Raw genomic sequence first — 24,910 nt, forward strand, 5'->3', positions numbered from 1 at the left:
TGCTGCCGCTGTGCCACGGCTTCTCGCTTGTCACCACTGGTAACCGACACCGACGGTCAGCCGGGTGTCTTCTTTCTCGCTCTGTAACGACGGGGTATTGTCGTAGAGCCAATGATAGGCAATCTCGGTCAGGAGGCCCTCGGCGAGCGGCGTACGCAAACCCAACTTGGCGTTGGTCTGGTAGTCGTCTCCACTGGCCAGTGATTGCAGTACTTCCTGATCAAAATACACTTCCGGGCCCCAATCGAACTTGTAGCGATAGTTCACTACGCCACGGGCCGCGGCATAACGCTCGTCCTGGGTTTCGCTGAGGGTGGGGTCGATAAAGCGCTCGTTGAGGCTACTGAGACCGCCCTGCATGGACAGCGCTTTCTTGTCGGTGTCATAGAACAGGTAACCAAAACCGAGACCGAGCGTTGTACCCAGGTCCAGGTTGCGCGCTTCTTCCCGCTCCAACGCGGTGTTCGCCGCGGCAAACCATTTCTCGGCAAATATCCAGCGCAGGTTGTAGGCCAGCCGCGATTTTTCCAGCGAATCGACCTCCGGGTTATTCTGGCTCAGGTACTGGGCCGCGATCAGGTGGTGGAAGTCACCGTGGCGCATATCGAGGTTCACGTTCACGTCCACGTCCTCGCGCTCGCGGTTACCGCTTTCCAGTGTACCGGCCACATTGGCATTCCCACGCACGGTCATCGGACGCCCAGCAAAATTCACGTATGGCTCGGCGCGGTCAATCGCCGGGAAGTCCATTACCCAGCCGCTGCCTTCATCGCAGTACAGCTCCCACTGCTGGCGACGGTGACCAGCCAGTACACAGGCGTCATCGCGGCCGGCAATCTTCAGGTCGACATCGGTGTCGATCGAGAGGATCTTGGTCTTCTCCAGGCGCAGCTCACCAAAGTTCTCCGAGGACCAGACCACGTGATCCCGTTCCACCAGCACCAGCTGACCGTTGATACGGTCTCCGTTGGTCAGGGTCAGCACGCCGGCACTGGCGGTGGTGCAGAGCAGCGATAGAATAAGAGCGGAAACGGCGAAGAACGCGCGGCGAGCAAACACTACAACCTCAACTAGGGGCCCCGGGAGCCCGATGGCTATCTCACAAAAAAACGACCTCAATGATGCCACAGCCCGTATCTGCCGGGTACTGGCGTGCGTCCCAAAAGGCAAGGTAATTACGTACGGAGACCTGGCGGAAATGGCCGGCTACCCCCGGGCAGCCAGAATGGCGGGCAGCGTCCTGCGCAAGCTACCAAAAGGGACCCGCTTGCCCTGGCACCGGGTGATCAACGCTCAGGGCAAAATCTCACTGCCGGAGCCGGCAGCAGCCCAGCAACGCGAGCGGCTGGAGCGCGATGGGATCACCCTGCTGAACGGACGCGTCGAATTAAAGCGCTATCGCTGGCAACCGTGACTGAAAATTCAAGCGGGCGCACCGGGTTCCTGCTGCTTCTCCCGGCGTGACCGCAGCCACAGGTAGGTGGACAGCACAATGGCCGGAATCCCCATAATGGCCACGAAAATAAAGAACTCCTCGTAACCGCGGGCATCGACCAGCACCCCGGAGAATCCGCTGATGAACTTGCCCGGCAACGTCATCAGGGAACTGAACAGGGCGTACTGGGTAGCCGTAAACGACTGGTTCACCAAACTCGAAAGATAGGCAATCAATACGGTATTGGAGATACCGGCGCTGATGTTGTCCGCGCTGATAAGAATGGCCAGCCAGGTTTTGTCAGGCCCGATCGTGGCCATATGCGCAAACAGCAGATTGGAGGCCGCGACCAGTACAGCCCCCAGAATGAGTGGCCGCATAATGCCAAACCGGACCACCAGGCTACCGCCCAGGAATGCCCCCAGCAGGGTGCAGAAGAAACCAAACACCTTGCCGATCTGGGCAATATCCGTTTTGGTGAAGCCCAGGTCCAGGTAGAACGGATTGGCCATGATGCCCATCGCGATGTCGCTCACCCGGTAGATACCGATAAACACGAGCAACAACAGCGCCAACTTGCCGTAGCGCTTGAAAAAGTCGATAAACGGGCAAGCGACATACTTCACCAGCCACTCGTTAAACCCACTGTGCTTGCCACTGCCCAGCACTTTGTCCACCCATTCGTGCTGGAAGTCCTCTCCCTGCAATTGCGACTTGGCATGATCGGGCTCGGCAACGGCCAGCGTGGTGAGGATACCCACCCCCATCAGGGCGGCCATGCTCAGGTAGGAAATCGACCAGTTACCGATATCGGCGATATACAGGGCCCCGGCACCGGCTATCAGCAAGGCAACGCGATACCCGAAGATATACATGGCAGCCATGGCGCCCTGGTAGTTCCTGTCGATCGCCTCAATACGATACGCATCGATCACCACATCCTGCGAGGCGGAAGAAAAAGCCACCAGTACGCCAAACGCAAATACCGCCGTTAACGACGTTTGGGGATTGGTTTGACTCAGGAAAAACAGGCCAGTGGCAACGCCAATCTGCGAAATCAGGATCCAGCTGCGCCGCTTGCCCAGCCAACGCGTCAAAAATGGAATCGGGATTGAGTCGGCGATGGGCGCCCAGAAAAATTTCAGTGAGTAGGTCAGCCCGATCCAGGCTGTAAAACCGACGGTGGTGCGGGCAATATTATTATCCACCAGCCAGGCGGTCATGGTGGAGAAAACCAGCAGGAATGGCAGCCCCGCCGAGATGCCGAAGAAAAACATGGCGATAACCCGGGGCCGTGTATAGGCCTTCAGTGACTCACGCCAGGTTATTTTCTGCTCCGCCATCGGCTATCCCTTTTTTTTGCTTTCCCAACTATTCAGGTCAGGTCCGGGTCCCTTTGCCAAGCTGGAAGTCATCCGGTGATGCTTCAGTGTCCCCAGATAACTTCGAGACCTGCTTCCCCAAGTTTGTTGGCATCGATCTGGAAGCCAACCTCTGCCGGTGTCGCATCTTCGTCCAGTGCCAGCTCCTCTACCCCGAGTGCATACAGCTTGAACTGGTAACGATGATCACCATGCCCTGGGGGAGGACAGGCGCCACCATAACCGGGCGCGCCATAGTCATTGCGTACCTGCACCGCTTCAGGAATGGCCCCTACTTTCAGATCACCGGCGCCCATTTCAAGACTGGTTCTATCGGCGGGGATATTAAACACTACCCAGTGCCACCAGCCCCGCCCTGTGGGGGCATCGGGGTCAAACACCGTCAGTGCAAAGCTTTTGGTTCCTTCCGGCGCGCCGCTCCAGTTCAATTCAGGAGACAGGTTATCGCCACCGCAATCATGGTAAACGCTCTCCATGGGCATTTTCCCACCGGGCTCGAGGGTAGGAGAGGAAAGCTGGAAATGACCGGAACCCGTGGCGACAGCCGACATAATGGGAGCAACCAACAGCACAAGTGCAGACACCAGTCTAGCAGCCGCCCCAGTGCATAGCCGCGGGCAAAACCAAGAAGTAAGCTGAGGCATTTCAGGATCCCGTCTTCGGCGCCAGTTTTTCCGCCCGACCACTGGGCAGAACCGAGATGACTGGCATCTTAGTCGTTGGTTATTGCGTCCGGGGCTGCGAACAGGCGGGCAGCCTCGGCCAAATCCATATTACCGCCACTGATAATTACTGCGACCCTTTTGTCCCGGAATCGCGCCGGATGCTCGAGAACAGCCGCCAGTGAAACCGCACCCGAGGGTTCAACCAGCTGTTTGGTGCGACTCCACAGAAGTTCCATGGCACGCACAATCCCCTCTTCCGTTACGGTCACCACGTCGCTGACGGTGCGGCGCGCCACCTCATAATTGCGCGCCCCGATTACCGTCCTCAAGCCATCCGCAATGGTGTTTGGCTGCTGCTCAGTGACCCGAACCCCGCTGCGTAACGATCGCTGCGCGTCATCGGCACCCGCGGGCTCAGCGCCGAGGACAATGACCTCGGGGGCCAGCGCCTCCATCGCGAGGCCAGTGCCCGCGAGCAAACCGCCCCCACCAACCGGGGCAATGACAATATCCGGGGTAAAACCCTGCTCGCGACACTGGCTGAACGCTTCCACCGCAGCGGTGCCCTGCCCCGCAATAATGCGGCGATCGTCGAAAGGCGGGACAACGTGTGCTCCGGTGTCGTCGACGACACGCTGCAGCGTGCCCTCCCGATCAGCGAGAGTGGGCGCGCACAGCACAATCTCTGCCCCATAACCGGCAACCGCCGCGCGCTTGGCCTGCGGCGCATTGTCCGGCATGACCACAATACAGCGTAGGCCGCGCTCTGCCGCTGCCCAGGCCAGAGCGGCGCCGTGGTTACCGGAGGAATGTGTTGCCACGGTGGTGATACCGTCCGGCAGCAGCGACATGGCATTGAGCGCACCGCGGGCCTTGAAGGCACCGGTTTTTTGCAGGTGCTCACACTTGAACCACAAGCGCGCACCACTGATGGCATCGAGCTGCTGACTCTGCATGAGCGGTGTAAGGTGCAAACGCCCGGCGATATTCTGCGCAGCCGAAAACACCTCGGCATTGTCTGGCAGGTCCAGGTCCACAGTTTCGACAGCATCAGCTGGCATGGCAGGTATCTCCGAAATGGCCGGTTTGATGCGAAGGGAGGCAGGCGCCCCAGGGGGCGCCATCTGGGTCAGCGTAGCAGCCGCAGCAGGCGGAATTTCCTGGCGTTGAATGGCGCGTAACGCAGGTCGAGATCAAGGATATTCTTGCGTTTCATGACCGCCTTGAAGTGGCTGAACGTCTTGAAACCATGCTCACCGTGGTAAGCGCCCATGCCGCTGGGGCCGACGCCACCAAATGGCAGGTCGTGGACCGCCATAAACATCATGCAGTCGTTGACGCAGGCATTGCCTGAACTGCAACGGGACAAGAACCGATCGGCCAGCGCGTCGTCAGCGGTAAACACATACAGGGCCAGCGGCTTTTCGCGGCCGATCACAAATTCTTCTGCCTGCTGGATATCATCCAGCTCGATCACCGGCAGAATGGGACCAAAGATTTCCTCGCGCATCACCGCCGCATCCACGCCAGCGTTGCGCACGATGGTCGGACCAACATAGCGCTCGGCAACGTCCACGTCGCCGCCATACACAATATCGCCGTCCTCGAGGTACGCCGCCAGGCGCTGGGTATGGCGCTCATTGACGATACGGCCATAGTCCGGCGAAGATTTCGGGCTGTCCCCAAACATTTCCCGCGCCGCAGACTCTATCGCAGGCAACAGCTTTTCCGCCATCGCGGATGTACACAGCAAATAGTCGGGCGCAATACAGGTCTGTCCGGCATTGGTGAACTTACCCCAGGCAATGCGGCGCGCGGCCACCTCGACATCGGCATCATCCGCAACAATACAGGGGCTCTTGCCACCCAACTCCAGGGTAACCGGCGTCAGATGTTTGGCGGCCGCCGACATGACGATCTTGCCTACATTGCCGCCGCCGGTATAAAGGATATGATCCCAGCGCTGTTCCAGCAGCGCGGTGGTTTCCTCCACCGCACCCTCTACACAGGCAAACGCATCACGATCCAGGTACTTGGGCAGCAGTTCTGCAATCAACTTGGAGGTCTCAGGCGCGAGCTCGGAGGGCTTGACCACCGCACAGTTCCCCGCGGCAATCGCCGGTACCAGTGGTGACAACAACAGCTGCAGCGGGTAGTTCCAGGCACCGATAATCAACACCACGCCCAATGGCTCGGGCTGGATATAACTGCGGCCCGGCTGGGCGACGACCGGTGTGGAAACGCGGCGTGCACGCGTCCACTTCTTCAGTTTTTTCAGGGAGTGGTCAATATCTCCATACAGCCCCGATACCTCGGTCATAAACCCTTCCTGAGGGGCCTTGCCAAGGTCTTTGTTCAGGGCCTGCAGAAATCGCTCTTCATGGTCGCTGATTAACTTGCGCAGCTGCGAAAGCTGCTTGCGGCGCCAGGAGAGTTCGGCGGTCACGCCACTGCGAAAGTAGGTGCGCAATCCGGCAACGAGGCTTGCCATATTGCTGCTGAGATCTGCAGCCTGGGAGGGTTCCGTAGTCATTTCTAGTTCCAGCGTTGCTACTGCCATTCACTCAATCCTACGAGTAAAAATGCTGTGGGTTTTTTATTATTCAGGACATCCATGGGGCGCAACAATGGCACGCCCGCTTTCCCGCAATGATGAAACACGACCTCTTCAAGTCAAGACCGCGCACACCGTAATCTCTCGTTTCGCGGCACAGTTCAACCCTGTGCCGTGAACAGATGCATTATGTCGGTCATGCCACTCAGTTGGCAAACAGGACCACCAGGGCGAGGACGGTAATCCACAATAGCAGCGCGCGCGACAACAGGGACTGCAGTGCTTCCAGATGCGCACCACAAACCCGTTGGCCCTCGGCCACTTCAGCGCCCGCGCTACAGTGGCTCGCATCGATGCCGCCGAGCGCCCCTTCGAGGTAGGACTCCAGCACTTCATCGGTCTGCCGCTCACGGCAGACCAGGCACTGGCGCCAGGCGTGATAACAACCGGCAAAGTTACCCACAATCGCGAAACTGAACCCCATGACACGCACCGGCAGCCACTCCAGCAACCACAGCCAGCGCGAAGCCAGCTCTTCACCTTCGGTGCCCAACGCATTTTCGCGATAGAGCATACTCAGCCGGTACAGCAGCGCGCCGGGAATACCCAGCAACACAAACCAGAACAACACCGCGAACAGGCGCTCAAACGCGCAGTAGGCCGCGCCGCGAAAAACCTGCTCGTGCAGCTGCTCGCCATCTCCCGCTTCTTCGTGCAATTCCCGCAACAAGGGCGACGCCGCCTCGCGCGCACCATCGATATCGCCCTGATACCAGTTGCGCAGGTAACTCGACAGCATTTCATTGAAGTTGCCGCGCCCCAGGCAGTACAACAGCAGGGGCACACCCGCGAGCAGGGTACCCAGCCAGCCCAACATGGACTGCACCAGCACCATGATAACGGCCGCCAGCAGGACCCAGGGCAGGATCGCGAACGCAATGCCGAGCCCGGGATTACGCTCAACTTCCTTGCGGGCAGACACCCATTCCTGCCAACGCGCGAACCACCCATCGCGGTGCAGGGGGCCGCCAGACCCCCAGAGTTGTACCAACGCCAGGGCCATCAACACGATTATCAGATTCATACCGGTTCCTGATTCAAACGGATGCGCCAAGAATACCGCGCGGGACGGGGATAAAAAACCATCAGGAAGGCATTTGAGCCCCGAATCGGGGCTGTGCAGGCATCAGGAGGGCAAAAGCGGCTGCAGGTGATCAATGTAGCGGGACCAGTCAAATCCCGGACCAGGATCCAGCTTGCGGCCCGGCGCAATATCGGAGTGACTGGCAATACGCTCACGGGTAATGGCCGGATAGGCGTCCATGATGGCAGCGGTCACTTGGGCCAGCGACGCATACTGGGCCTCGGTATAGGTATCGGTATCGATCCCCTCGAGCTCGATCCCAATGGAGAAGTCGTTACAGCCACATCGGCCACAGAATTCGGACTGCCCAGCGTGCCAGGCCCGGCGATCGAAGGGTACATACTGAGTCACCACACCGTTGCGATCGATCAGTACGTGGGCGGAAACCTGCATGGTGCCGATTTCGGCAAAATACGGATGGGCGTCGATATCCAGCTGACCGAGGAAAAAGGAATCGATGTAGGGGCCGCCGTACTCCCCCGGTGGCAGACTGATACTGTGAATGACCAAAAGGTCAACCACTTCGCCAGACGGTCGATTATTGCAGTGGGGACTTGGCACCCGCCGCGCATCCTGCATCCAGCCGGACTCAACTTGATATTGCACTCACTGGCCTCCAGTTGTGCCCGATAGAAATCGGGCATCTACTGGCGCCATTTTATGGAAGCACAGCGGCAGTTGCCAATTTGCCTGAATCGGCAGGATCAGGCCGGCTCGGTGGTCACCGACTCATCGACGGTAACCGGGATCTTGCTATCGGTGATTTCGCCAACCACATACTGTAGAGCGCGCTCAAACAGTGGCCCCTGGTCGAGTGGCTGCAGAATGCTCTCTTTCAGGGAATGCGCCAGCTGCAAACGGCTGTAAGTGGCCACTTTGGCACCCGAGCGGTTGACGAACACAAACTGGTCGAGATCCTTGATGATGGCCGCCAAACGGCAACGCACCGGCATCGCGCCCTCTTCCTTGGCCAGTTTGAACCAGCTGTATTTGAGGTGATAGGTCTGCCGCCAGAACTCGTCATCGTTGGGCAGCGCCGGCACAGTCTCTTCCGCCTGAGCCTTGAGAGGCGCTTCCTCTGCCACCTGCTGAAGCTCCGCAACGCGCGGAATGTCGGAGTCCTGGTCGAGCTCCTCACTGTGGGTTTGCGTTGGAATCTCGTTTTGTGCTTCGGCGTCCTCTTCTGCAGCATCAGAGGAATCAATCGCCGGCGCATCCGGAATCTTCAGGACACTATCGGCTTCGCGCAGCAGCTCTTGTACAACCCGTTCGCGGGTACGGCGCTCGCGCTCGGACTCTACCCGCTCGGCCAGTTTCTGGCGTTCGCTATACAGTGCCTTGAGCCCACCCAGCAGACGTCCGAGTTCTGCAGCGCTCACACCGATCGCTCGGGCACCGCCGTCCAGACGCTTCATCAGGCCCGGCAATAGCTGCTGCATTTTGAAACTGCTTTCCGGCATGGGAGCGACCACACTCCACACAAGGTCCCGGGCGGTCAGTACGCTGCGACGCCAGTTGTCACTATCAGTGCCTTCCTTGATACAGGTACGGAACAGAACGTGGTTCCAGACACGGTTCAGCCACTCGTGCACGATGCGCGGAAGCTGTCGCTCCGCGGTCAGTGCCTCGAATACTGCCGCTACCCGAGCCTTACCAGCCTGAATGCGGGCCGCGCCCTGGGCCTCATCGACAATACGCCGCTCCATGACCTTGGCACGGCGTTGCTCTCGCTGGGTAAACTCACTGAAAGATTCCAGTAAGGTTTCAAAAATACCGTCGTCGCTGGTGTATTCCCGCAGCACCGTCTCTACGATTTCGCAGACTTCGCAATACAGCGGATCTTTTTCGCAGTTATCCCCAGGCTGCCAGCCGATGGCGGCATCGGCCAGTGCGTTGAAGAGTTTACGGGCGGGATGGCCACCTTTACTGAAGAATTCTTTGTCAGCAACGGCAATCCGCAACAGTGGCAACTGCAGGCGGATGAGCTGAACTTTAATCGGCTCTGCCAGATTGCGGTCCTCGAGCATAAACGAGAACAGCATATCCACCATGCGGATGACTTCGACATCCAGATCCTGCAGCGAGGCGCGCTGCTGGGAAGTCACCAGCCGCTCCTGCAGCAGAGAATTGACATTCAGGACCTGACCCAGCGCCTGCGCCTGCATCGGCACAGTGATCTGCAGCTCACCCAAATGCTGTAAGAGATCGGGGGTGTGCATGGGGGCAACCCCGGGGGCGGCCGCCACCAGACCGAAACCGCTGGCATCGCCCATCGGCATACCCGGCATGCCCGGGTTCATGCCATTCGGCGGCATCATACCTGGCGTCATACCCATCTGGGCCATCTGTGCGGCCATCGCTTCGGGGGTCATTCCCGCGGCATTCGGTTGGCCAGGCGCAGCACCACCGGGCGCACCCGGACGGCCGCCGGGGCGACGAGCGAGTAAAGGGTTTTTCAGATCAGGCAGCACACCTTTACTGATCAACAGCTGATTGCTGTCGAGATAAAGCGCGTCCAGCTTCTGTGCCAGACGCTGCTGGAATTTTTTGAGAATGGTCAGCTGTGCCCGAACGTGGATGTCCACCGGCTTGAGCGCAAAACGCAGCGCCCGGCACAGTGCAGCCGGCGAAAGGGGCATATTCTCATCGTAAATTTTTACCGGGAGCAGCGTATCGAGCCGTGCGACGAGCTCGGCGATCGGCGTGGCAAAGTCCCGCGAGGCGTTGTTGACGATTTCTTTCAGTGCAACACGCTGTTCGAGCTCTTCATCCTGAACCAGAGACAGGCCACCGGAAGCATCGTCGGACTCTTCCAGGCTCTCCGGGCGCTCTTCCACCTCAACAAACCCGTGCTGAACCTGAGTAACGAAACGCTCAATGATGCTGTTGCGCTCCAGGCGCAGGGTGCGCAGGGCGTGGAATACACCATCCTGCTCGTCCTGGTGGTGCAGCTTTTCCGCAATTTCGAAAAGACTGTCATCGACCGAGGAAAACACCTCTTTCATACGGGCGAACAGCCAACTACTGGCGGTGTCCCTTACCGAAGCGAGCGTGGGAGAAAGCGTTGTGCGAGAGAACTCTGTCTGTGCTGATGACTTGCGTCCCTTGGCGGATGACAAATTCACCACACGCGGGAATTCTTGTTTTTCCATTACTGGCCTCAATACGCGCAGGGCGTCAAAAAAATCCTTTTTTTAGGCTCTCGGCCTGACTCGCTGGCGCTTAAATACATCGTCGCGGAAGCGATTGGGACTCCAGGGGACAAACATCCTTACAATCGGCACTGGCGAAAAATCAATCAATGAATTTCGCGCACAACCCGTGGAAGTCGTCACATAAAAAGTGGTAAATACGTGCCAAGTGGAATATCGGGCAAAACAGGTCGGCGTGCAAGATGACTCTAATGACTAATGCACTAATTTGACAGTTTTTTATTTCGATGTGACAGCAAAGACACGAAAGACAGGATGAGTTTGGCGCATTACGTCAAATTACACGAATTTTTTTGGTAATCGCGCACAAATCTGGTGACCCAACGGACCAATTGGTCACCAGATTTGACCGACCTGGCCAGACCCGTCAGTGCGGCCTATCGTCAGGGTTGCTGATCACGTCCCTTGCGAACATTACTGATCACTGACTGCAACGCGCGCTCGAACAACATGCCGTCATCGAGAGGCATCAGACGTGACGCGCGCAACGCATGGGCCAACTCCAGGCGCGAGAACTGAGCCACTTTGGCGCCGTTGCGATTCACAAAAATAAACTGGTCGATGTCGCGAATAACGGCGGCCAGACGACAGCGGAACTGATCATCCTCCGCGCGATGGAATTCAAACCAACTGCCCTGCGCCATACGGAACGTCTGCTTCCAGTGCGGATCATCTTCGGACAACTCTTCAAGAGTGGCGGCCACTTCCGGGTCAACATGCACTTCTGCCTGCTCCGCAACCTCAGCCAGCTCTGCGGTATCCAGTAGCTGCCGGGTTTCACCCGCGACATCGGAAGCGGTCGCTTCGTCAGCGACTGCCTCTGCTGTCGCCGGCGCTTCGACCTGAACCTCTGGATCGGCATCCTCGGTGACGGCCAACGGTGCTTCGACGGTCGGCGTCTCATTGGCCGTCAGCTCTACGCCGGCGACCGCTGACTCCACCACCGGCGGCAGCGCCTCACTAACCGGCGCTTCCTCATTGGATGCGGCTACCCCTGCATCCAGCTGACCTTCAACAACGGCCGACTCAACCGCTTCCAGCGGTTCTTCCACCGGGCGCTCGGGCTCGGTAATCGCAAACCGCTCCCGATAGACCTCTTTCAATTCGGCAAACAATCGGCGCCCTTCCACGGGGCTCAGGGATATGCCGCCGACCGCAGCCTTGAGCCGCTCCTGCAGAGAGGGCAACAAGGCATATAACTGACTGCGACTCTCTGGCATGGGCGCCTGGACACTCCAGACCAGATCCCGCGCAGCGCGCAAGTCGCGACTCCACGCCTCGCTTTCGACACCTTCGCGGATGCAGGTAAGGAACATCGCATTGCTCCAGACCTTTTCCAGCCACTCGGAAACCACCGATGGCAGTTCCCGGCCCGCCGACAACGCATCGAGCACCGCAGCGACTTTGGCACGGGCTGCGAGCGCTTTGGCGCGACCATCCGCCTCATCAATGACCCGGCGCTCGAGCGTCTCAGCACGTTTGCGTTCGCGGGTAATGAAGCTCTCGAACTCTTCCAGAAGATCGGAGAACAAGTTCAGATCCCGATCAAACTCGTTCACCACCCGGTCGGTCACCCGGCAGATTTCACGGTAAAGGCGATCGGATTGGAGATTTTTACCAGCCTGCCAGCCTGTGGCGGCATCGGCCAATGCATTCAACAGCTTGCGAGCAGGATGCCCGCCGGTGCTGAAGAACGATTTATCGGAGACCGCCACTTTCAACAGGGGCAACTGCAACCTGCCAAGCAACGCTTTGACCTCGTCGGCCAAGTTGCGGTCTTCAAGAATGAACGAAAACAGCAGCTCTACCAGGCGAATAACATCATTGTCCGCCTTGGTCAGGGACGCGGCCTTCTGTGCCTCGGCCAGTCGGTAGCGCAGCATTTGCGCGATATCGAGTAACTCGAGGCTGGCACTGTCTGCCCCACCCTGCTGAGCCTGCAATGCGGCCAGGTGCGAAAGCAAATCTTCTGCTGGCATCGCCGGCACACCAACGGTACCCACTGGCAGCAAACCCATGCCGATCGGCACGCCAGCACCAACCGGCACTGTACCGGGCCCCTGGTGCTCGCGACGTTGTTCCGGCGCAGACTGGGCTGACTTGCGTACGCGAGCCTTCCGCCCCTCAGAGAGATTTGGCAAAACCCCCTTGTCGATCAGCAGGCGGTTACAGGCATCGTAGAATTCTTCCAGCCCTTCCATCAGTTCCTGCTCAAACTTCTTGAGCAACGTCAGGCGGGCTCGAATGTGTAATTCGAGTGGGCGCAATGCTTCGATAAACGCATCGCACACCATGTCCGGCCCCATGGGCAGGTTCTTTTCGTGGACCTTGCGGCTATATAGGGTATTCAGCCGTAAACACAGCTCAGAAATCTGGCGGGAGCATTCGCGCTTAGCATTTGCGGTCATGGAGTCCGCCGCGACTAACTGCTCGAGCTCATCGTTGTGAACCAGGGACAGTCCTTCGGAAGGCGCACTGTCGGTGCTCAGCACACGGGTCAGGCCAAAAGCCTGATCGAGATATTCGCGGAACCGCTCTGCGACCTTATGGCGCTCAACCCGCAATAGCCGCAACGCCTGGAACAGCCCATCCTGCTCTTCCTGCTGGTGGGCACGTTCGGCAGTGGTAAACAGGGAGTCATCAGCCTTGCTGAAGGCCTGCTTGAGGCGCTCGGACAGCTGCTCGGCCGTCAATCGACGCAACCCAGCGATCACCGGGCTATCGAGGTCTACAGGGCTCGCCGCCGTGGGCTTATCCACCCCGGACCGCGGCAAAGCAACAATATTGTCGGACTCATTCATTCCACAGGGTCCTCTCCGGCCGCCAATCACACGCGGCAGCGGAAATACATGCTAGCCCCGTCGGTACCTCTTCATGAACGGGGGAGCGGGCTATCAGTTTGTCTTTGGGGGAAACAGACCAACCGCGACAGCAGTTTAACCTGCGCGCCATTCTACCTATGGATGGGCGGAAGAAAAAACTGCCATTTCCAAATTGAGAAGCGGTTCACAGCAGAAGATGGCGCAATTTATCGCAAAATCTGGGCAGAAACCGCCCTACAGCACAAATTTCAACCAACTCGCTGACACGCCATGTCGCACCCGGATGCATGACCAACTGGTCACTATATGCTACCCCGGGAACCCTAACGGGTATCGCATTTCGGTCACTCAGGCCCTAAACTCGCCGCACCTGAGTCGAGAGTAATCCCATGCACCCCCAAGATGCCACTATCCCGAACCTTCTTGAAGACCTGGAACGCGCTGTCGCGATAGCCCTGGAGGAAGATATTGGAGATGGCGATATCACCGCGCAGCTGATCCCCGCGGAGCGTCAGGCACATGCTCGGGTCATCACGCGGGAAGACTGCACCCTTTGCGGTCGCGCTTGGGTTGAGGCGGTCTTTCGACAGTTGGATCCGGCATTAAAACTGACCTGGCATTTTGAAGACGGGGACCAGGTCCCGGCGAATGCCACGCTATTTGAACTCGATGGCAATGCCCGCAGCATCCTTACCGGCGAACGCGCCGCGCTCAATTTTTTGCAAACGCTCTCCGGCACCGCCACCACGGCAGCGCATTTCGCCGCGCTGGCAGCGGGAACAGAAATCAAGATTCTCGATACCCGCAAGACCATTCCCGGTTTGCGTAGCGCGCAGAAATACGCTGTCCTGTGCGGCGGCTGCCACAACCATCGTATCGGCCTTTACGACGCGTTCCTGATCAAGGAAAACCATATTGCGGCGGCCGGCGGTATTCGCCAGGCAATCGAACAGGCCCACACCATCAAACCCGGCGCCCTGGTCGAAGTGGAAGTGGAGAGTCTCGCGGAATTACAGCAAGCCCTGGACAACGGTGCCGATGTCATCATGCTGGATGAATTCACCGATGCGGACACCCAAACCGCACTGCAAATGGCACACGGCAAGGCGAAGATTGAAATATCCGGCAGTGTCGACAGTCAGCGACTCTCTCAGTTAGCAGGCTTGCAGGTGGATTACATTTCTTCCGGGAGCCTGACCAAGCATCTGACCGCGATCGATCTCTCGTTGCGTATCAGCCTGTAGACAGCCCGGGCACTTTGCCACAACGCAACCAGGGAGCGCACTAACCTGCGTCGCCTTCCCCGGCTTCTTGCTGATCGCCGTGATGATGGTGGTGATGCCCGGCGTCCTCCGGCGGGCTGACGGGCTCGTCCGAGGCCTCGCCTTTTTCAGGTGACGATTCCCCGTGACCAGAATGGTCCATGGAACTGTGGTCGACCGCCGAATGAGCACCGTGGTGACTGTGACCGGCGGCATTATGACCCGCGTGCTGAAGCGCGATGAAAGCAGTCCAGACACCAAACGCGAGCAAACAGATGGCCATTACGGTGCGCATGCCACGCCCCTGCAACACCTGCTTCATTTGGCCAGCGGCCACCCCAGTCGCCAGCATGGCTGGCAGGGTCCCAATACCAAACGCCAGCATGGCCAGGCCAGACTCCGCCGGGCTACCCTGCGTAAGGGCAAAGGCGAGCGCGCTGTATACCAGACCACAGGGCAACCAACCCCAAATTGCGCCGAGCCCCACCGCGTGTATTGGACTGCGCACCGGAAGCAATCCCGCAGACAGCGGCTGCAGGCGTCGCCAGAACACCGCACCGCCCTTTTCCAGCCAGGTGAGACCGTACCACCAGCCACCGACATAAAGCCCCATGGCAATCAGCAGCAAACCGGCCACCAGGCGCAACGACGGCAGCAGCGGTTCCACTGCAGCACCGAGCGCCCCGGCCAACACACCCATCAGCGTATAGCTGCCCAAACGCCCAAATTGATAACCGAGTAATTGCGGCCACTGCTGCCCGCTTCCGGGCGTTGCCATACCGAGCGCACCAGCGATACCACCGCACATGCCTACGCAATGTCCGCTACCGAAAAAACCCACCGCGAGCGCAGCGGCGATCAGCCCCCAATCAAGCATTAAGCGCCCTCTCCATCCTGATCGCGTTCCTGCCGCGTCTCAGTCGGTACATCCTCATCAAACAGGATGCGATGCGCCTCGGTTTCCAGGTCGTCGTACTGACCGTTATTGACCGCCCAAAAAAATACTTTCACGGCGATGCCAACAAACACGATGGCAATGGGAATCAGAAAATACAGGCTATCCACTTGTCTACCTTGTCGCCGTCTGGGCGACCCAGTCCTCTTCTTACGAATTATTCGCCGGCGGCCGAACGCTTCGACAACGTGACCGGTGCCGGGGCCGACGGCCCAGCCGTGGTCTGCGGCGTCCAGCGCGACAGGCGCATCGCATTAACGACCACGATCAGCGAGCTTGCCGACATGCCGATCGCCGCCGCCCACGGCGGCACCAGCCCGCACACCGCCAGCGGCAGAGCCAGCGCGTTGTAGCCCAGGGCCCAGGCCAGGTTCTGGCGCACCACCCGCCGACACTGCCGTGCAAACCGGAGCGCCTGCGGCAACACGCTCAATTCACCACCGAGCAGAATCGCATCGGCACGCGACTGGGCAAGATCGGCGGCGGACAGCATTGCCACGGAGGCATCGGCACCGGAGAGCACCGGCACATCGTTCAAACCGTCGCCGACCATCAGTACCCGTTCGCCACGCTGTTGCAGCCCCTGCACATGGGTGAGCTTGTCTTCCGGAGAGGCGCCTGAGCGACGTGTATCGATACCAACGAACTGTGCGAGCCGATCAACTTCCCCGGACTGGTCTCCACTCAATAACTCGACCGTCAAACCGGCGCTTTCAATATCGGCGATGGTGCCGACAGCCGAGGCGCGCACCTGATCACCGAGCGCAATCCAGGCAATGGCTTTTTCGCCGTCGCCAAGCAGCAGCCACTGCCCGGGTTCCCGGGGTGCCTGCGGCGCCTCCGCGCAGGCAAAATCCGCGCGACCAAGACGCAGCCGCTGGCCGGCCAGCACGCCCTCAACACCGAGACCGGTATAGCTGCGCAGCTCCGTTGCCTGGCGCTTGCCACGCCACGATGAGAACGCCGTGGCCAGGGGATGATTGCTATGCGCTTCCAGAGCCGCGGCGGTATCCACCACGGCCTGCGTGTCCCAGCCCTCCGCAAGCGGCTGAACACTGACGACTTTCGGCTTACCCTGCGTGAGTGTGCCGGTCTTATCAAATACCACGCGAGTCAGACGAGGCAGCGTTTCCAGCAACGAACCACTGGCTACCAGCATACCGAGTTGCTGTAGCCGCAACGTCGCCGCCGCCAGCGCCGCCGGCGTCGCCAGGGAAAGCGCACACGGACAGGTCACCACCAGAACCGACAATGCCACCCAGAATGCGCGCGAAGGATCCAGTTGCCACCACACCAGAAACGCCAGTACTGCAGCCAGCAGCACCAGTCCCACAAAGGTCCCCGCCAACCGATCAGCCAGCGCCACCTGTGCAGGCTTGTCCGCCTGCGCGCGCTCAACCAATCGCTCAATCGCGGACAGACGGGTCGCCTGGCCAGCGGCACTGACCCGCACGGTGAGCGAAGACTCACCGTTGACGCTACCCGCATACACCGGGCTGCCTGCCGCTTTGATCTGTGGCAGGGACTCACCACTGAGCAGGGATTCATCGACACCGCTGGTGCCCGTGAGCACCTCTCCGTCGGCGGGAATGGTATCGCCCGGACGCAACAGGATTTCATCACCGGCACTGAGCGCGGCGACCGGCACCGATACCTCGCCTCCATCTTGCAGGCGTGTGGCCGTGAGGGGCAGCAATTGCGCCAGGCCGCCACTGGCCAGTCCCGCCCGGTGTCGAGCGCGCATCTCCACAGTGCGCCCCAACAACAGGAAGAACGTGAACATCGAGATGGACTCAAAATACACCTCGCCGGTATGGAAAACCGTGGCATAGAAACTGGCAAGATAGGCGAGGCCAATCGCCAGTGAAACCGGCACATCCATGCTCAGGTGCCGGCTTTTCAGGCTGCGCAGGGCACCGGCAAAAAATGGACGGGCCGCAAATAAGACCACTGGAGTCGCCACCAGCAGCGACACCCAGCGAAAGTAGCGTTCCATGTCGGAATCAATATCGCTCGCCGCACCAAAGTACATGGCGATGGCAAACATCATGACCTGCATGGTACCCAGACCGGCCACACCCAGTCGGCGCAGCGCGGTGCGTTGTTCACGCTGGATTAACGCCTCACTGTTGGCTGAAGTCGCGGCCGCGGGACGATAGCCAATACGCGACAGTTCAGCGAAGAGTGCCGCGGGCTGCACCTGCGCGGGATCAAAGACAATTCTGGCGCGCTGGGTTGTCGCGTTGACGGACACGCGCTCCACGCCAGGAATACGCGCCAGATGTTTTTCGATCAGCCAAACGCAGGCGGCACAGGTAATGCCGCCAACCAGCAGCATGGCCTCGCGCAAACCGCCGGCCACCTCCTGCACGAATTCCTGCTGTACCTCCGGCACATCATAAGCCGCCCACTGGTCTCCCGCGGCCACGGTGTCCGGTCGCTCGCTATTGCTATCACGGAAGCGATAGAAGTTTTCCAGCCCGCCTTCCACAATCGCACCGGCAACCGCCGCGCAACCGGGACAGCACATCGGGCGAGGTGCGCCATCGATGGTAACGGCAAGGTCGCTGCCTTCCGGAACCGGCAGGTCGCAGTGGTAACAAGGTTGTCCGGCCATTACTCCGCCGAGCTCAGCGGGACTGCATCCCCGAGCGCAAAGTCTATCTCGCCCTTGAGGCGCCAATCGGATTCGAGGTGTTGTTCGGGGTCCATCTCGGGCATGACACGCAGGTACCAGCGGTGCTGCAGGTTTTCCGGCAACTCTCCCTGATAGCGTCCGGGGGCGCTGATACGCATGGCGATATGATGATCCCGGTCCGCCTCAACCGGATGACTGAACGTCAGCAGCAATGATTCCGGGTACTGTAACTGGCCCGATAACTCGAGGCTAACCACACGCTCATCACGATCAAACTTGAGCAGACCCCGCAGGTTGAGCTCCCGTGCCCGATCATCCTGCCCGGCACTGTAGTGATACAACCGGCTGTCTTTGTAATAGGTATCACTGACCGTGTCATCCGCATGCCGCAGGGCGACAGACATGTAAAGGGTGCATACCACGACCACCACAATCAGAGGGGTCAAAATAAACCAGGCCCACGGCTCACGGTACCAGGGGTTGGACTTCTGTTGTGTCACGACAAATTCACTCTTGCGGCACAGGGCCGATTATCGTTTGGGACCGATAAACACCGTGCGATGACGGTCGGTCAGTTCGGGCCGGTCCTCGGCCTGGATCACAATAGTGATATTGTGCTTGGTTTCCTGCAATTCTTCTTTGGGCACACTTACCCGAATCGGTACGGCGAGAATTTCTCCGGACTCGACAAAAATTTCCCGGGGCTTGCGCAGCGAGTAGCGATAACCTTCCTTGCCCTCCACGGAGATGGTAAATACGTGCTCCTTGCGATCCTTGTTGTTGATCTTGACCGTGTAGACGTTCTGGATGTCACCGCGGTACTCCCGAAACAGGCGCGTGCCACGATCTCGCAACACTTCGGCATCCACCGGACTGCGGGTCGCGACCTGATAGCTGAATGCGCCGATCATCGCCAGCAGTACCAGCCCATAGCCAAGCAGGCGGGGCCGCAAGTAATTGGTGTTGCCGGTCTTCAGTTCGTCTTCCGAGGTAAAACGGATCAGTCCGCGGGGGTACTCCATTTTGTCCATGACGCTGTTACAGGCATCGACACACAAACCGCAGTTAATGCACTCGTATTGCATGCCGTCACGGATATCGATATCGACCGGGCACACCTGCACACACCAGGAACAGTCGATACAGTCCCCGAGCCCTTCCGCTTTATAGTCGATACCCTTTTTACGCGGCCCGCGAGACTCGCCGCGGCGCTCATCATAATAAACTGCCAGGGTGTCTTCGTCGTACATGGCCGACTGGAAGCGCGCATAGGGACACATGTACTTGCACACCTGCTCGCGCAGGAAACCGGCATTGCCATAGGTGGCGAGGGTAAAGAATGCCGTCCAGAACACCGCCTGGGGATGAGCCTCAAAACGCGCAAGGTCCAGCACCAGATCGCGTATGCCGTAAAAATATCCGACAAACGCCAGTGCCGTGGCGAGGGAAATAAACAGCCACAGCAGGTGGGTGCTGCCCTTGCGCACCACCTTGTCAAAGTTCCAACCGGACGCATCGAGTTTCATGCGCTTGGCGCGATCCCCCTGACACACCCGCTCGGCCCAGATAAACATCATGGTCCACACCGTCTGCGGACAGGTGAAGCCACACCATACCCGGCCGAGCCACGACGTCACCGCAAAAAGTGCAAAAGCGCAAATGATCAGCAGCCACGCCAGCAGAAAACCGTCCTGCGGGCCAAAGGTGGTCCAGAAAACATGGAACTGTCGGGCGGGAAGATCAAAGTGCACCGCCTGGCGACCATCGATGTTCAGCCAGGGGATAAAGAAAAATGCCAGTAACAATGGCAGTCCGGTGTACTTGCGTACCCGGGTAAAGAAACCGCGAATATGGCGGATGTGAATTTTGTCATCTGCCTCGTAGAGCATCCGATAGCGCACTTCGCCATCGTTGTCCTGCGGGTCTTTTTCCTCTCGGGAGGGAATCAGGTCGCTCACAAAACCTCTCTTATATCCTGGCGCCAGGCGCAAACAGGTACTCTGCCAGAAAATGATGAGGCTTTTCTTTTTCGTCCCTGTGCGCCTGTGTCCTTGCGAGGCCCCGCCTGGGCGGGGCCGGCTTATCGGCTAAATGTGTCCTCGAGGCGGCCCTTACTGGGCAGCCTCATCCTGACGGGACAGGCTGTAAACATACGCAGCAACAAGACGGATCTTGTCATCGCGCAGCTTGTCAGACTGGGCCGGCATCAGGTTGGAGCGGCCACTACGGATGGAGTGGCGAATCTCGTCACGGGTACCACCGTACAGCCAGATGTTGTCGGTCAGGTCAGGAGCACCCAGTGCCTGGTTACCCTTTCCGTCCGCGCCATGGCAGGCCATGCACACGGTGCCGAAAATCTGTTTGCCCTGTTCGGCCATCGCCGCATCATGCTCAAGTCCGTTCATGGCCAGCACGTATTCCGCAGCATTACGCACACCTTCTTCCCCACCGATCATTGGCGCCTGAGGCGGCATCATGCCCTGGCGCCCCTGAATCAGGGTTTCCATGATCTTGTCCGGGGTCCCGCCATACAGCCAGGCACCATCAGTCAGGTTAGGGAAGCCGAAGTTGCCGCCACCGTCTGCGCCATGACACACCGCGCAGTTGTTGGCAAAGATACGCGCACCCATTTTCAGGGCCTGGCGATCTTCAGCAATTTCTTCGATCTTCATATCGGCGTATTTGCCGTAAGACTCGTCGAACTGCTCCACCGCCTTGGCCTGCTGTCGCTCCAGCTGGTTAACAGAGGTCCAGTTCAGGAGGCCCTTGTAATTGCCCAGACCCGGGTACACCGCCAGGTAAAAAGCGGAGAACACCAGGGTGGCGACAAACATCAGGAACCACCAGCGCGGCAGCGGGTTGTCATACTCCTCGATGCCGTCGTAGACGTGACCAGTAGTCTGGTTGCCCGGCTCGTCGTGGTCGCTCACCGCCACTTTACGGTTCGCGAACAGAACCCAGGTCACCAACACCAGGTTGGCCAGCGTGAGCACAATGACCCATAAACTCCAAAAAGTACTCATTTCTTGTCCTGCCCTTCTTCATTGTCATCGCGGTCGGCCGCGGCGGACGCCTCTGCGTCCTCGTGATCTCTGGTCTGCTGATGCTGCTCTTCATCGGCAAATGGCAGCTTGGCATCTTCTTCGAAGCGCTTCTTGCGCCTGGGTGAGAAGGCCCACCAGCAGATCCCCAGGAACGCAATCAGTACAAAGACTGTAGAGAGTCCCCGCAGAGTATTGATATCCACTTGACGCTACTCCTTAGCGTTTCTGCTTGACCAGGATGCCCAGCTGCTGCAAGTAGGCGACCAGTGCATCGATTTCCTTCACCTTGCCACCAACAAACGGCTGCTTGGCGTTAGCGATGTCTTCGTCGGTATAGGGCACGCCGACGAGGCGCAATGCGCGCATCTTGGCGGCGGTGTGCTCACCGGTCACGACGTTGTCGAACAGCCACGGGAATGCAGGCATGTTGGACTCAGGCACCACATTGCGCGGATCGTACAGGTGCGCGCGGTGCCACTCATCAGAGTAACGGCCGCCCACACGTGCCAGGTCCGGACCGGTACGCTTGGAGCCCCACAGGAACGGGTGTTCGTACACAAACTCCTGGGACATGGAGTAGTGGCCGTAGCGTTCAACTTCTGCGCGCAGCGGACGCACCATCTGCGTGTGGCATACGTGGCAGCCCTCGCGAATGTAAATATCGCGACCTTCCAGCTCCACAGGTCCCCAGGGTTTCAGGCCGGCAATCGGCACCTTGGTATCTTCACGGCCAAACAGCGGCACGATCTCCACCAGCGCACCAAAGCTGATTGCAATAATGGTGAAGAAAATCAGCAGGCCAACGTTCTTTTCTACGATGTCATGGTTCTTCATGGTCTGCGCTCCTTATGCCGTGACAGGCTTTACTTCGCCTTCGTCGAACTTGTCGACCGGCTTGTCTTCAGTAATGGTGCGGAACACGTTGTAGGCCATCAGGAACATGCCGAGCAGGAAGATGGCTCCGCCCAGGAAGCGCACAAAGTAACCCGGGTAGCTCGCCACCACACTTTCTACAAAGCTGTAGGTCAGGGTGCCGTCGGCGTTAAACGCACGCCACATCAGGCCCTGGGTAATACCGTTCACCCACATGGAAGCGATGTACAGTACGGTGCCCACAGTCGCCAGCCAGAAATGGGTATTGATCAGGCGCACGCTGTACATCTGGGTGCGGTTGAACAGCACCGGAATCAGGTGATACAGGGAACCGATAGAAATCATGGCAACCCAGCCCAGTGCGCCGGAGTGCACGTGGCCCACGGTCCAGTCAGTGTTGTGGGACAGGGCGTTTACGGTCTTGATGGACATCATCGGACCTTCGAAGGTGGACATACCGTAGAAGGACAGGGAAACCACCAGGAAGCGCAGGGTCGGGTCCGTGCGCAGCTTATGCCAGGCGCCTGACAGGGTCATGATGCCGTTGATCATGCCACCCCAGGAGGGTGCCAGCAGAATCAGGGACATTACCATGCCGAGGCTCTGCGCCCAGTCGGGCAGCGCAGAATAATGCAGGTGGTGCGCACCGGCCCAAACATAGATGGAAATCAGCGCCCAGAAATGCACGATGGACAGCTGGTAGGAGTAAACCGGACGGCCGGCCTGCTTCGGTACGAAGTAGTACATCATGCCGAGGAATGCAGCGGTCAGGAAGAAGCCTACGGCATTGTGTCCGTACCACCACTGGATCATCGCATCCTTGGTGCCGGAGAAAATGGAGTAGGACTTCCACAGGGTCACCGGCACTTCGAGGTTATTCACGATGTGCAGGAAGGCAACGGTAATGATGAAGGCACCGAAGAACCAGTTCGCCACATAGATGTGGGAAGTGCGACGGTTCACCAGGGTACCGAAGAACACCAGTGCGTAAGCAACCCACACCAGCGCGATCAGGATATCGATCGGCCATTCCAGCTCGGCGTATTCCTTGGCGCTGGTAATACCCAGCGGCAGAGTAATTGCAGCGGCAACGATCACCGCCTGCCAGCCCCAGAAGGTGAAGGGGATCAGCCAGCCACCCCAGAGACGGGTCTGGGTGGTGCGCTGCACAATGTAGTAGGAAGTGGCGAACAGCACGCTACCACCAAACGCGAAAATCACTGCATTGGTGTGCAGTGGGCGCAGGCGGCCAAAGTGGCTGTACGGCTGGAACAAGTCGTTAATTTCCGGCCAAACCAACTGGGCGGCGATTAAAACGCCAACTCCCATCCCAACAATGCCCCAGACCACCGACATGATGGCGAACTGGCGCACGATATTGTAGTCATAGTCCGGCGTGGGGCCGGTCTTTGCCACGGCTGTCGTCATTTTGTTACTTCCGTTGCTCAAAAAAAAATCGTTGCGATCAGCGGGCACGCACCCGCTCCCTGTTGTTACGGCGTTGTTATTACGACTCTCCCCCTCACGATAGCCAGCAGCTGCCTGGCGGGGAGGATTTAAACGTAAAGTCGCCGAAAATCAGCTGATCTAGATCAATTCACGTCCTTTACCTGCTGCGATACGCAGGCGCAGAGCGTTCAATTTAATAAAGCCTTCGGCGTCTTTTTGATCGTAGGCGCCGGCATCGTCTTCAAAAGTGGCGATGCGCTCATCAAACAGGCTGTCCGCCGAGCGGCGGCCCACGGCACTCACGCTGCCTTTGTACAGTTTCAGGCGCACTTCGCCGTTGACCACTGACTGGGACTGGTCGATGGCCGCCTGGAGCATCTCGCGCTCAGGGGACCACCAGTAGCCGTTGTAAATCAGTTCTGCATAGCGCGGCATCAACTGGTCTTTCAGGTGTGCCACCTCGCGGTCCAGCGTGATGGACTCAATAGCGCGATGCGCTTTCAGCAGGATGGTGCCACCGGGTGTCTCGTAGCAGCCGCGGGACTTCATGCCCACGTACCGGTTCTCGACGATATCCAGGCGGCCAATACCGTTGGCGCCTCCGATTTTGTTCAGGCGTTCCAGCAGGGTTGCCGGGCTCAGGCGCTCACCATCAATGGCAACCGGGTCGCCATTTTCGAAATCAACGGTGATGTAGGTGGGCTTGTCCGGAGCCGCCTCAGGGCTGACGCTCCAGCGCCACATATCTTCCTCGGCCTCGGCCCAGGGCTCTTCCAGAATGCCGCCCTCATAGGAGATATGCAGCAGGTTGGCATCCATGGAGTACGGGGATTTCTTCTTGCTGGAAGAGAAGTCCACCGGAATTTTATGCTGCTCGCAGTATTCCATCAGCTTCTCGCGGGAGTTCAGATCCCACTCGCGCCAGGGAGCAATCACCTGAATACCCGGCTTCAGCGCGTAAGCGCCCAGTTCGAAGCGCACCTGGTCATTCCCCTTGCCGGTGGCACCGTGGGAAATCGCATCCGCTCCGGTCTCGTTGGCAATCTCGATCAGGCGCTTGGCAATCAGTGGACGCGCAATGGAAGTGCCCAGCAGGTATTCACCTTCATAGATGGTGTTGGCGCGGAACATCGGGAACACGAAGTCCCGCACGAACTCTTCGCGCAGGTCGTCGATGTAGATTTCCTTGACGCCCAGGGCCTCAGCCTTGGCACGCGCCGGCTCCACTTCCTCACCCTGGCCGATATCGGCGGTGAAGGTCACCACTTCACACCCGTAGGTGTCCTGCAGCCAGCGCACGATTACCGAGGTATCGAGGCCACCCGAATATGCCAGTACAACCTTGTTGATATTGCTCATTGCTATCCTCTGCTGGGAGTCCAAGCGACACCAAACCGTCTGCAGCATGGGGATTCATGCCGCATAAGACGTCATTAAAGGTGTCGTTCTGGGGGAATTATTGTTGGAGGTGTGCC

General features: G+C 58.9%; 21 protein-coding genes. 2 read left to right on the forward strand and 19 right to left on the reverse strand.

The genetic code is table 11. The features are described from left to right. Positions 1-30 precede the first annotated feature (30 nt). Complete coding sequence (locus ACXAD0_RS15910; protein WP_475089607.1) at positions 31-1,059, reverse strand: DUF481 domain-containing protein; 1,029 nt, start codon at positions 1,057-1,059, stop codon at positions 31-33. A gap of 31 nt (positions 1,060-1,090) precedes the next feature. Between ACXAD0_RS15910 and ACXAD0_RS15915 the strand changes: the two genes are divergently transcribed. After that, positions 1,091-1,414 (forward strand): MGMT family protein, encoded by a 324-nt coding sequence (locus ACXAD0_RS15915; RefSeq protein WP_475089609.1) that lies wholly within the window; start codon positions 1,091-1,093, stop codon positions 1,412-1,414. Between the two features lie 8 nt (positions 1,415-1,422). Here ACXAD0_RS15915 and ACXAD0_RS15920 read toward each other — a convergent pair whose 3' ends face one another. The 8 genes from ACXAD0_RS15920 to ACXAD0_RS15955 form a co-directional block, all read right to left on the reverse strand. After that, positions 1,423-2,778 carry an AmpG family muropeptide MFS transporter gene (locus ACXAD0_RS15920; protein ID WP_475089610.1) on the reverse strand — a complete coding sequence of 452 codons (1,356 nt, stop codon included), beginning with the start codon at positions 2,776-2,778 and terminating at the stop codon, positions 1,423-1,425. Between the two features lie 83 nt (positions 2,779-2,861). Beyond that, positions 2,862-3,293, reverse strand: coding sequence for a YbhB/YbcL family Raf kinase inhibitor-like protein (locus tag ACXAD0_RS15925; RefSeq protein WP_475089611.1), 432 nt, complete (start codon positions 3,291-3,293; stop codon positions 2,862-2,864). 236 nt (positions 3,294-3,529) lie between these two features. Next, the gene (locus tag ACXAD0_RS15930; protein WP_475089613.1) at positions 3,530-4,543 is read right to left on the reverse strand and encodes a threonine ammonia-lyase; all 1,014 of its coding nucleotides are present in this window, start codon (positions 4,541-4,543) and stop codon (positions 3,530-3,532) included. A 68-nt stretch (positions 4,544-4,611) separates the two neighbouring features. Further along, positions 4,612-6,042 (reverse strand): aldehyde dehydrogenase family protein, encoded by a 1,431-nt coding sequence (locus ACXAD0_RS15935; protein WP_475089614.1) that lies wholly within the window; start codon positions 6,040-6,042, stop codon positions 4,612-4,614. Between the two features lie 199 nt (positions 6,043-6,241). Continuing rightward, positions 6,242-7,120, reverse strand: coding sequence for a regulatory signaling modulator protein AmpE (ampE, locus tag ACXAD0_RS15940; protein WP_475089615.1), 879 nt, complete (start codon positions 7,118-7,120; stop codon positions 6,242-6,244). Between the two features lie 102 nt (positions 7,121-7,222). Beyond that, positions 7,223-7,786: a 1,6-anhydro-N-acetylmuramyl-L-alanine amidase AmpD gene (gene ampD, locus ACXAD0_RS15945; protein WP_475089616.1), complete on the reverse strand. Its 564-nt coding sequence runs from the start codon at positions 7,784-7,786 to the stop codon at positions 7,223-7,225. A gap of 98 nt (positions 7,787-7,884) precedes the next feature. Next, on the reverse strand, positions 7,885-10,332 hold the full coding sequence (locus tag ACXAD0_RS15950) for a DUF1631 domain-containing protein (RefSeq protein WP_475089618.1): 2,448 nt from the start codon (positions 10,330-10,332) through the stop codon (positions 7,885-7,887). 443 nt (positions 10,333-10,775) lie between these two features. Next, positions 10,776-13,193, reverse strand: coding sequence for a DUF1631 family protein (locus tag ACXAD0_RS15955; protein WP_475089619.1), 2,418 nt, complete (start codon positions 13,191-13,193; stop codon positions 10,776-10,778). Between the two features lie 410 nt (positions 13,194-13,603). On the opposite strand from ACXAD0_RS15955, the gene nadC reads away from it, so the two are divergent. Further along, positions 13,604-14,458 (forward strand): carboxylating nicotinate-nucleotide diphosphorylase, encoded by an 855-nt coding sequence (gene nadC, locus ACXAD0_RS15960; RefSeq protein ID WP_475089620.1) that lies wholly within the window; start codon positions 13,604-13,606, stop codon positions 14,456-14,458. Between the two features lie 40 nt (positions 14,459-14,498). Here nadC and ACXAD0_RS15965 read toward each other — a convergent pair whose 3' ends face one another. The 10 genes from ACXAD0_RS15965 to ACXAD0_RS16010 form a co-directional block, all read right to left on the reverse strand. Next, positions 14,499-15,353: a sulfite exporter TauE/SafE family protein gene (locus ACXAD0_RS15965; protein WP_475089621.1), complete on the reverse strand. Its 855-nt coding sequence runs from the start codon at positions 15,351-15,353 to the stop codon at positions 14,499-14,501. After that, positions 15,353-15,541 carry a cbb3-type cytochrome oxidase assembly protein CcoS gene (gene ccoS / locus ACXAD0_RS15970; RefSeq protein ID WP_475089622.1) on the reverse strand — a complete coding sequence of 63 codons (189 nt, stop codon included), beginning with the start codon at positions 15,539-15,541 and terminating at the stop codon, positions 15,353-15,355. The genes ACXAD0_RS15965 and ccoS overlap by 1 nt, the downstream gene beginning before the upstream one ends. 47 nt (positions 15,542-15,588) lie before the next feature. Continuing rightward, the gene (locus ACXAD0_RS15975; RefSeq protein WP_475089623.1) at positions 15,589-18,048 is read right to left on the reverse strand and encodes a heavy metal translocating P-type ATPase; all 2,460 of its coding nucleotides are present in this window, start codon (positions 18,046-18,048) and stop codon (positions 15,589-15,591) included. Then, complete coding sequence (locus tag ACXAD0_RS15980; RefSeq protein WP_475089624.1) at positions 18,048-18,569, reverse strand: FixH family protein; 522 nt, start codon at positions 18,567-18,569, stop codon at positions 18,048-18,050. The genes ACXAD0_RS15975 and ACXAD0_RS15980 overlap by 1 nt, the downstream gene beginning before the upstream one ends. Positions 18,570-18,599: 30 nt before the next feature. Continuing rightward, positions 18,600-20,027, reverse strand: a complete 1,428-nt coding sequence (ccoG, locus tag ACXAD0_RS15985) for a cytochrome c oxidase accessory protein CcoG (RefSeq protein ID WP_475089625.1) — start codon at positions 20,025-20,027, stop codon at positions 18,600-18,602. A gap of 153 nt (positions 20,028-20,180) precedes the next feature. Further along, entirely contained in the window at positions 20,181-21,092 is a 912-nt protein-coding gene (gene ccoP / locus ACXAD0_RS15990; RefSeq protein WP_475089626.1) for a cytochrome-c oxidase, cbb3-type subunit III, read from the reverse strand. Continuing rightward, the gene (locus ACXAD0_RS15995) at positions 21,089-21,316 is read right to left on the reverse strand and encodes a cbb3-type cytochrome oxidase subunit 3 (protein WP_475089627.1); all 228 of its coding nucleotides are present in this window, start codon (positions 21,314-21,316) and stop codon (positions 21,089-21,091) included. Before ACXAD0_RS15995 ends, ccoP begins: the two co-directional genes overlap by 4 nt. Positions 21,317-21,329: 13 nt before the next feature. Continuing rightward, positions 21,330-21,947, reverse strand: a complete 618-nt coding sequence (ccoO, locus tag ACXAD0_RS16000) for a cytochrome-c oxidase, cbb3-type subunit II (RefSeq protein ID WP_475089628.1) — start codon at positions 21,945-21,947, stop codon at positions 21,330-21,332. Positions 21,948-21,959: 12 nt separating this feature from the next. Continuing rightward, the gene (ccoN, locus tag ACXAD0_RS16005; protein WP_475089629.1) at positions 21,960-23,414 is read right to left on the reverse strand and encodes a cytochrome-c oxidase, cbb3-type subunit I; all 1,455 of its coding nucleotides are present in this window, start codon (positions 23,412-23,414) and stop codon (positions 21,960-21,962) included. A gap of 159 nt (positions 23,415-23,573) precedes the next feature. Then, the gene (locus tag ACXAD0_RS16010) at positions 23,574-24,794 is read right to left on the reverse strand and encodes an argininosuccinate synthase (protein WP_475089630.1); all 1,221 of its coding nucleotides are present in this window, start codon (positions 24,792-24,794) and stop codon (positions 23,574-23,576) included. Positions 24,795-24,910: the final 116 nt, after the last annotated feature.

The organism is Microbulbifer sp. ABF4_148 (genome assembly GCF_056158985.1).

Bases quoted from the DNA above. Each gene is read 5' to 3' on its own strand.
- ACXAD0_RS15915 (WP_475089609.1), top strand. From the start codon at position 1,091: ATGGCTATCTCACAAAAAAACGACCTCAATGATGCCACAGCCCGTATC.
- ACXAD0_RS15920 (WP_475089610.1), bottom strand. From the start codon at position 2,778: ATGGCGGAGCAGAAAATAACCTGGCGTGAGTCACTGAAGGCCTATACA.
- ACXAD0_RS15925 (WP_475089611.1), bottom strand. From the start codon at position 3,293: ATGGAGAGCGTTTACCATGATTGCGGTGGCGATAACCTGTCTCCTGAA.
- ACXAD0_RS15930 (WP_475089613.1), bottom strand. From the start codon at position 4,543: ATGCCAGCTGATGCTGTCGAAACTGTGGACCTGGACCTGCCAGACAAT.
- ACXAD0_RS15935 (WP_475089614.1), bottom strand. From the start codon at position 6,042: ATGGCAGTAGCAACGCTGGAACTAGAAATGACTACGGAACCCTCCCAG.
- ampE (WP_475089615.1), bottom strand. From the start codon at position 7,120: ATGAATCTGATAATCGTGTTGATGGCCCTGGCGTTGGTACAACTCTGG.
- ACXAD0_RS15950 (WP_475089618.1), bottom strand. From the start codon at position 10,332: ATGGAAAAACAAGAATTCCCGCGTGTGGTGAATTTGTCATCCGCCAAG.
- ACXAD0_RS15955 (WP_475089619.1), bottom strand. From the start codon at position 13,193: ATGAATGAGTCCGACAATATTGTTGCTTTGCCGCGGTCCGGGGTGGAT.
- nadC (WP_475089620.1), top strand. From the start codon at position 13,604: ATGCACCCCCAAGATGCCACTATCCCGAACCTTCTTGAAGACCTGGAA.
- ACXAD0_RS15965 (WP_475089621.1), bottom strand. From the start codon at position 15,353: ATGCTTGATTGGGGGCTGATCGCCGCTGCGCTCGCGGTGGGTTTTTTC.
- ACXAD0_RS15975 (WP_475089623.1), bottom strand. From the start codon at position 18,048: ATGGCCGGACAACCTTGTTACCACTGCGACCTGCCGGTTCCGGAAGGC.
- ccoP (WP_475089626.1), bottom strand. From the start codon at position 21,092: ATGAGTACTTTTTGGAGTTTATGGGTCATTGTGCTCACGCTGGCCAAC.
- ccoO (WP_475089628.1), bottom strand. From the start codon at position 21,947: ATGAAGAACCATGACATCGTAGAAAAGAACGTTGGCCTGCTGATTTTC.
- ccoN (WP_475089629.1), bottom strand. From the start codon at position 23,414: ATGACGACAGCCGTGGCAAAGACCGGCCCCACGCCGGACTATGACTAC.
- ACXAD0_RS16010 (WP_475089630.1), bottom strand. From the start codon at position 24,794: ATGAGCAATATCAACAAGGTTGTACTGGCATATTCGGGTGGCCTCGAT.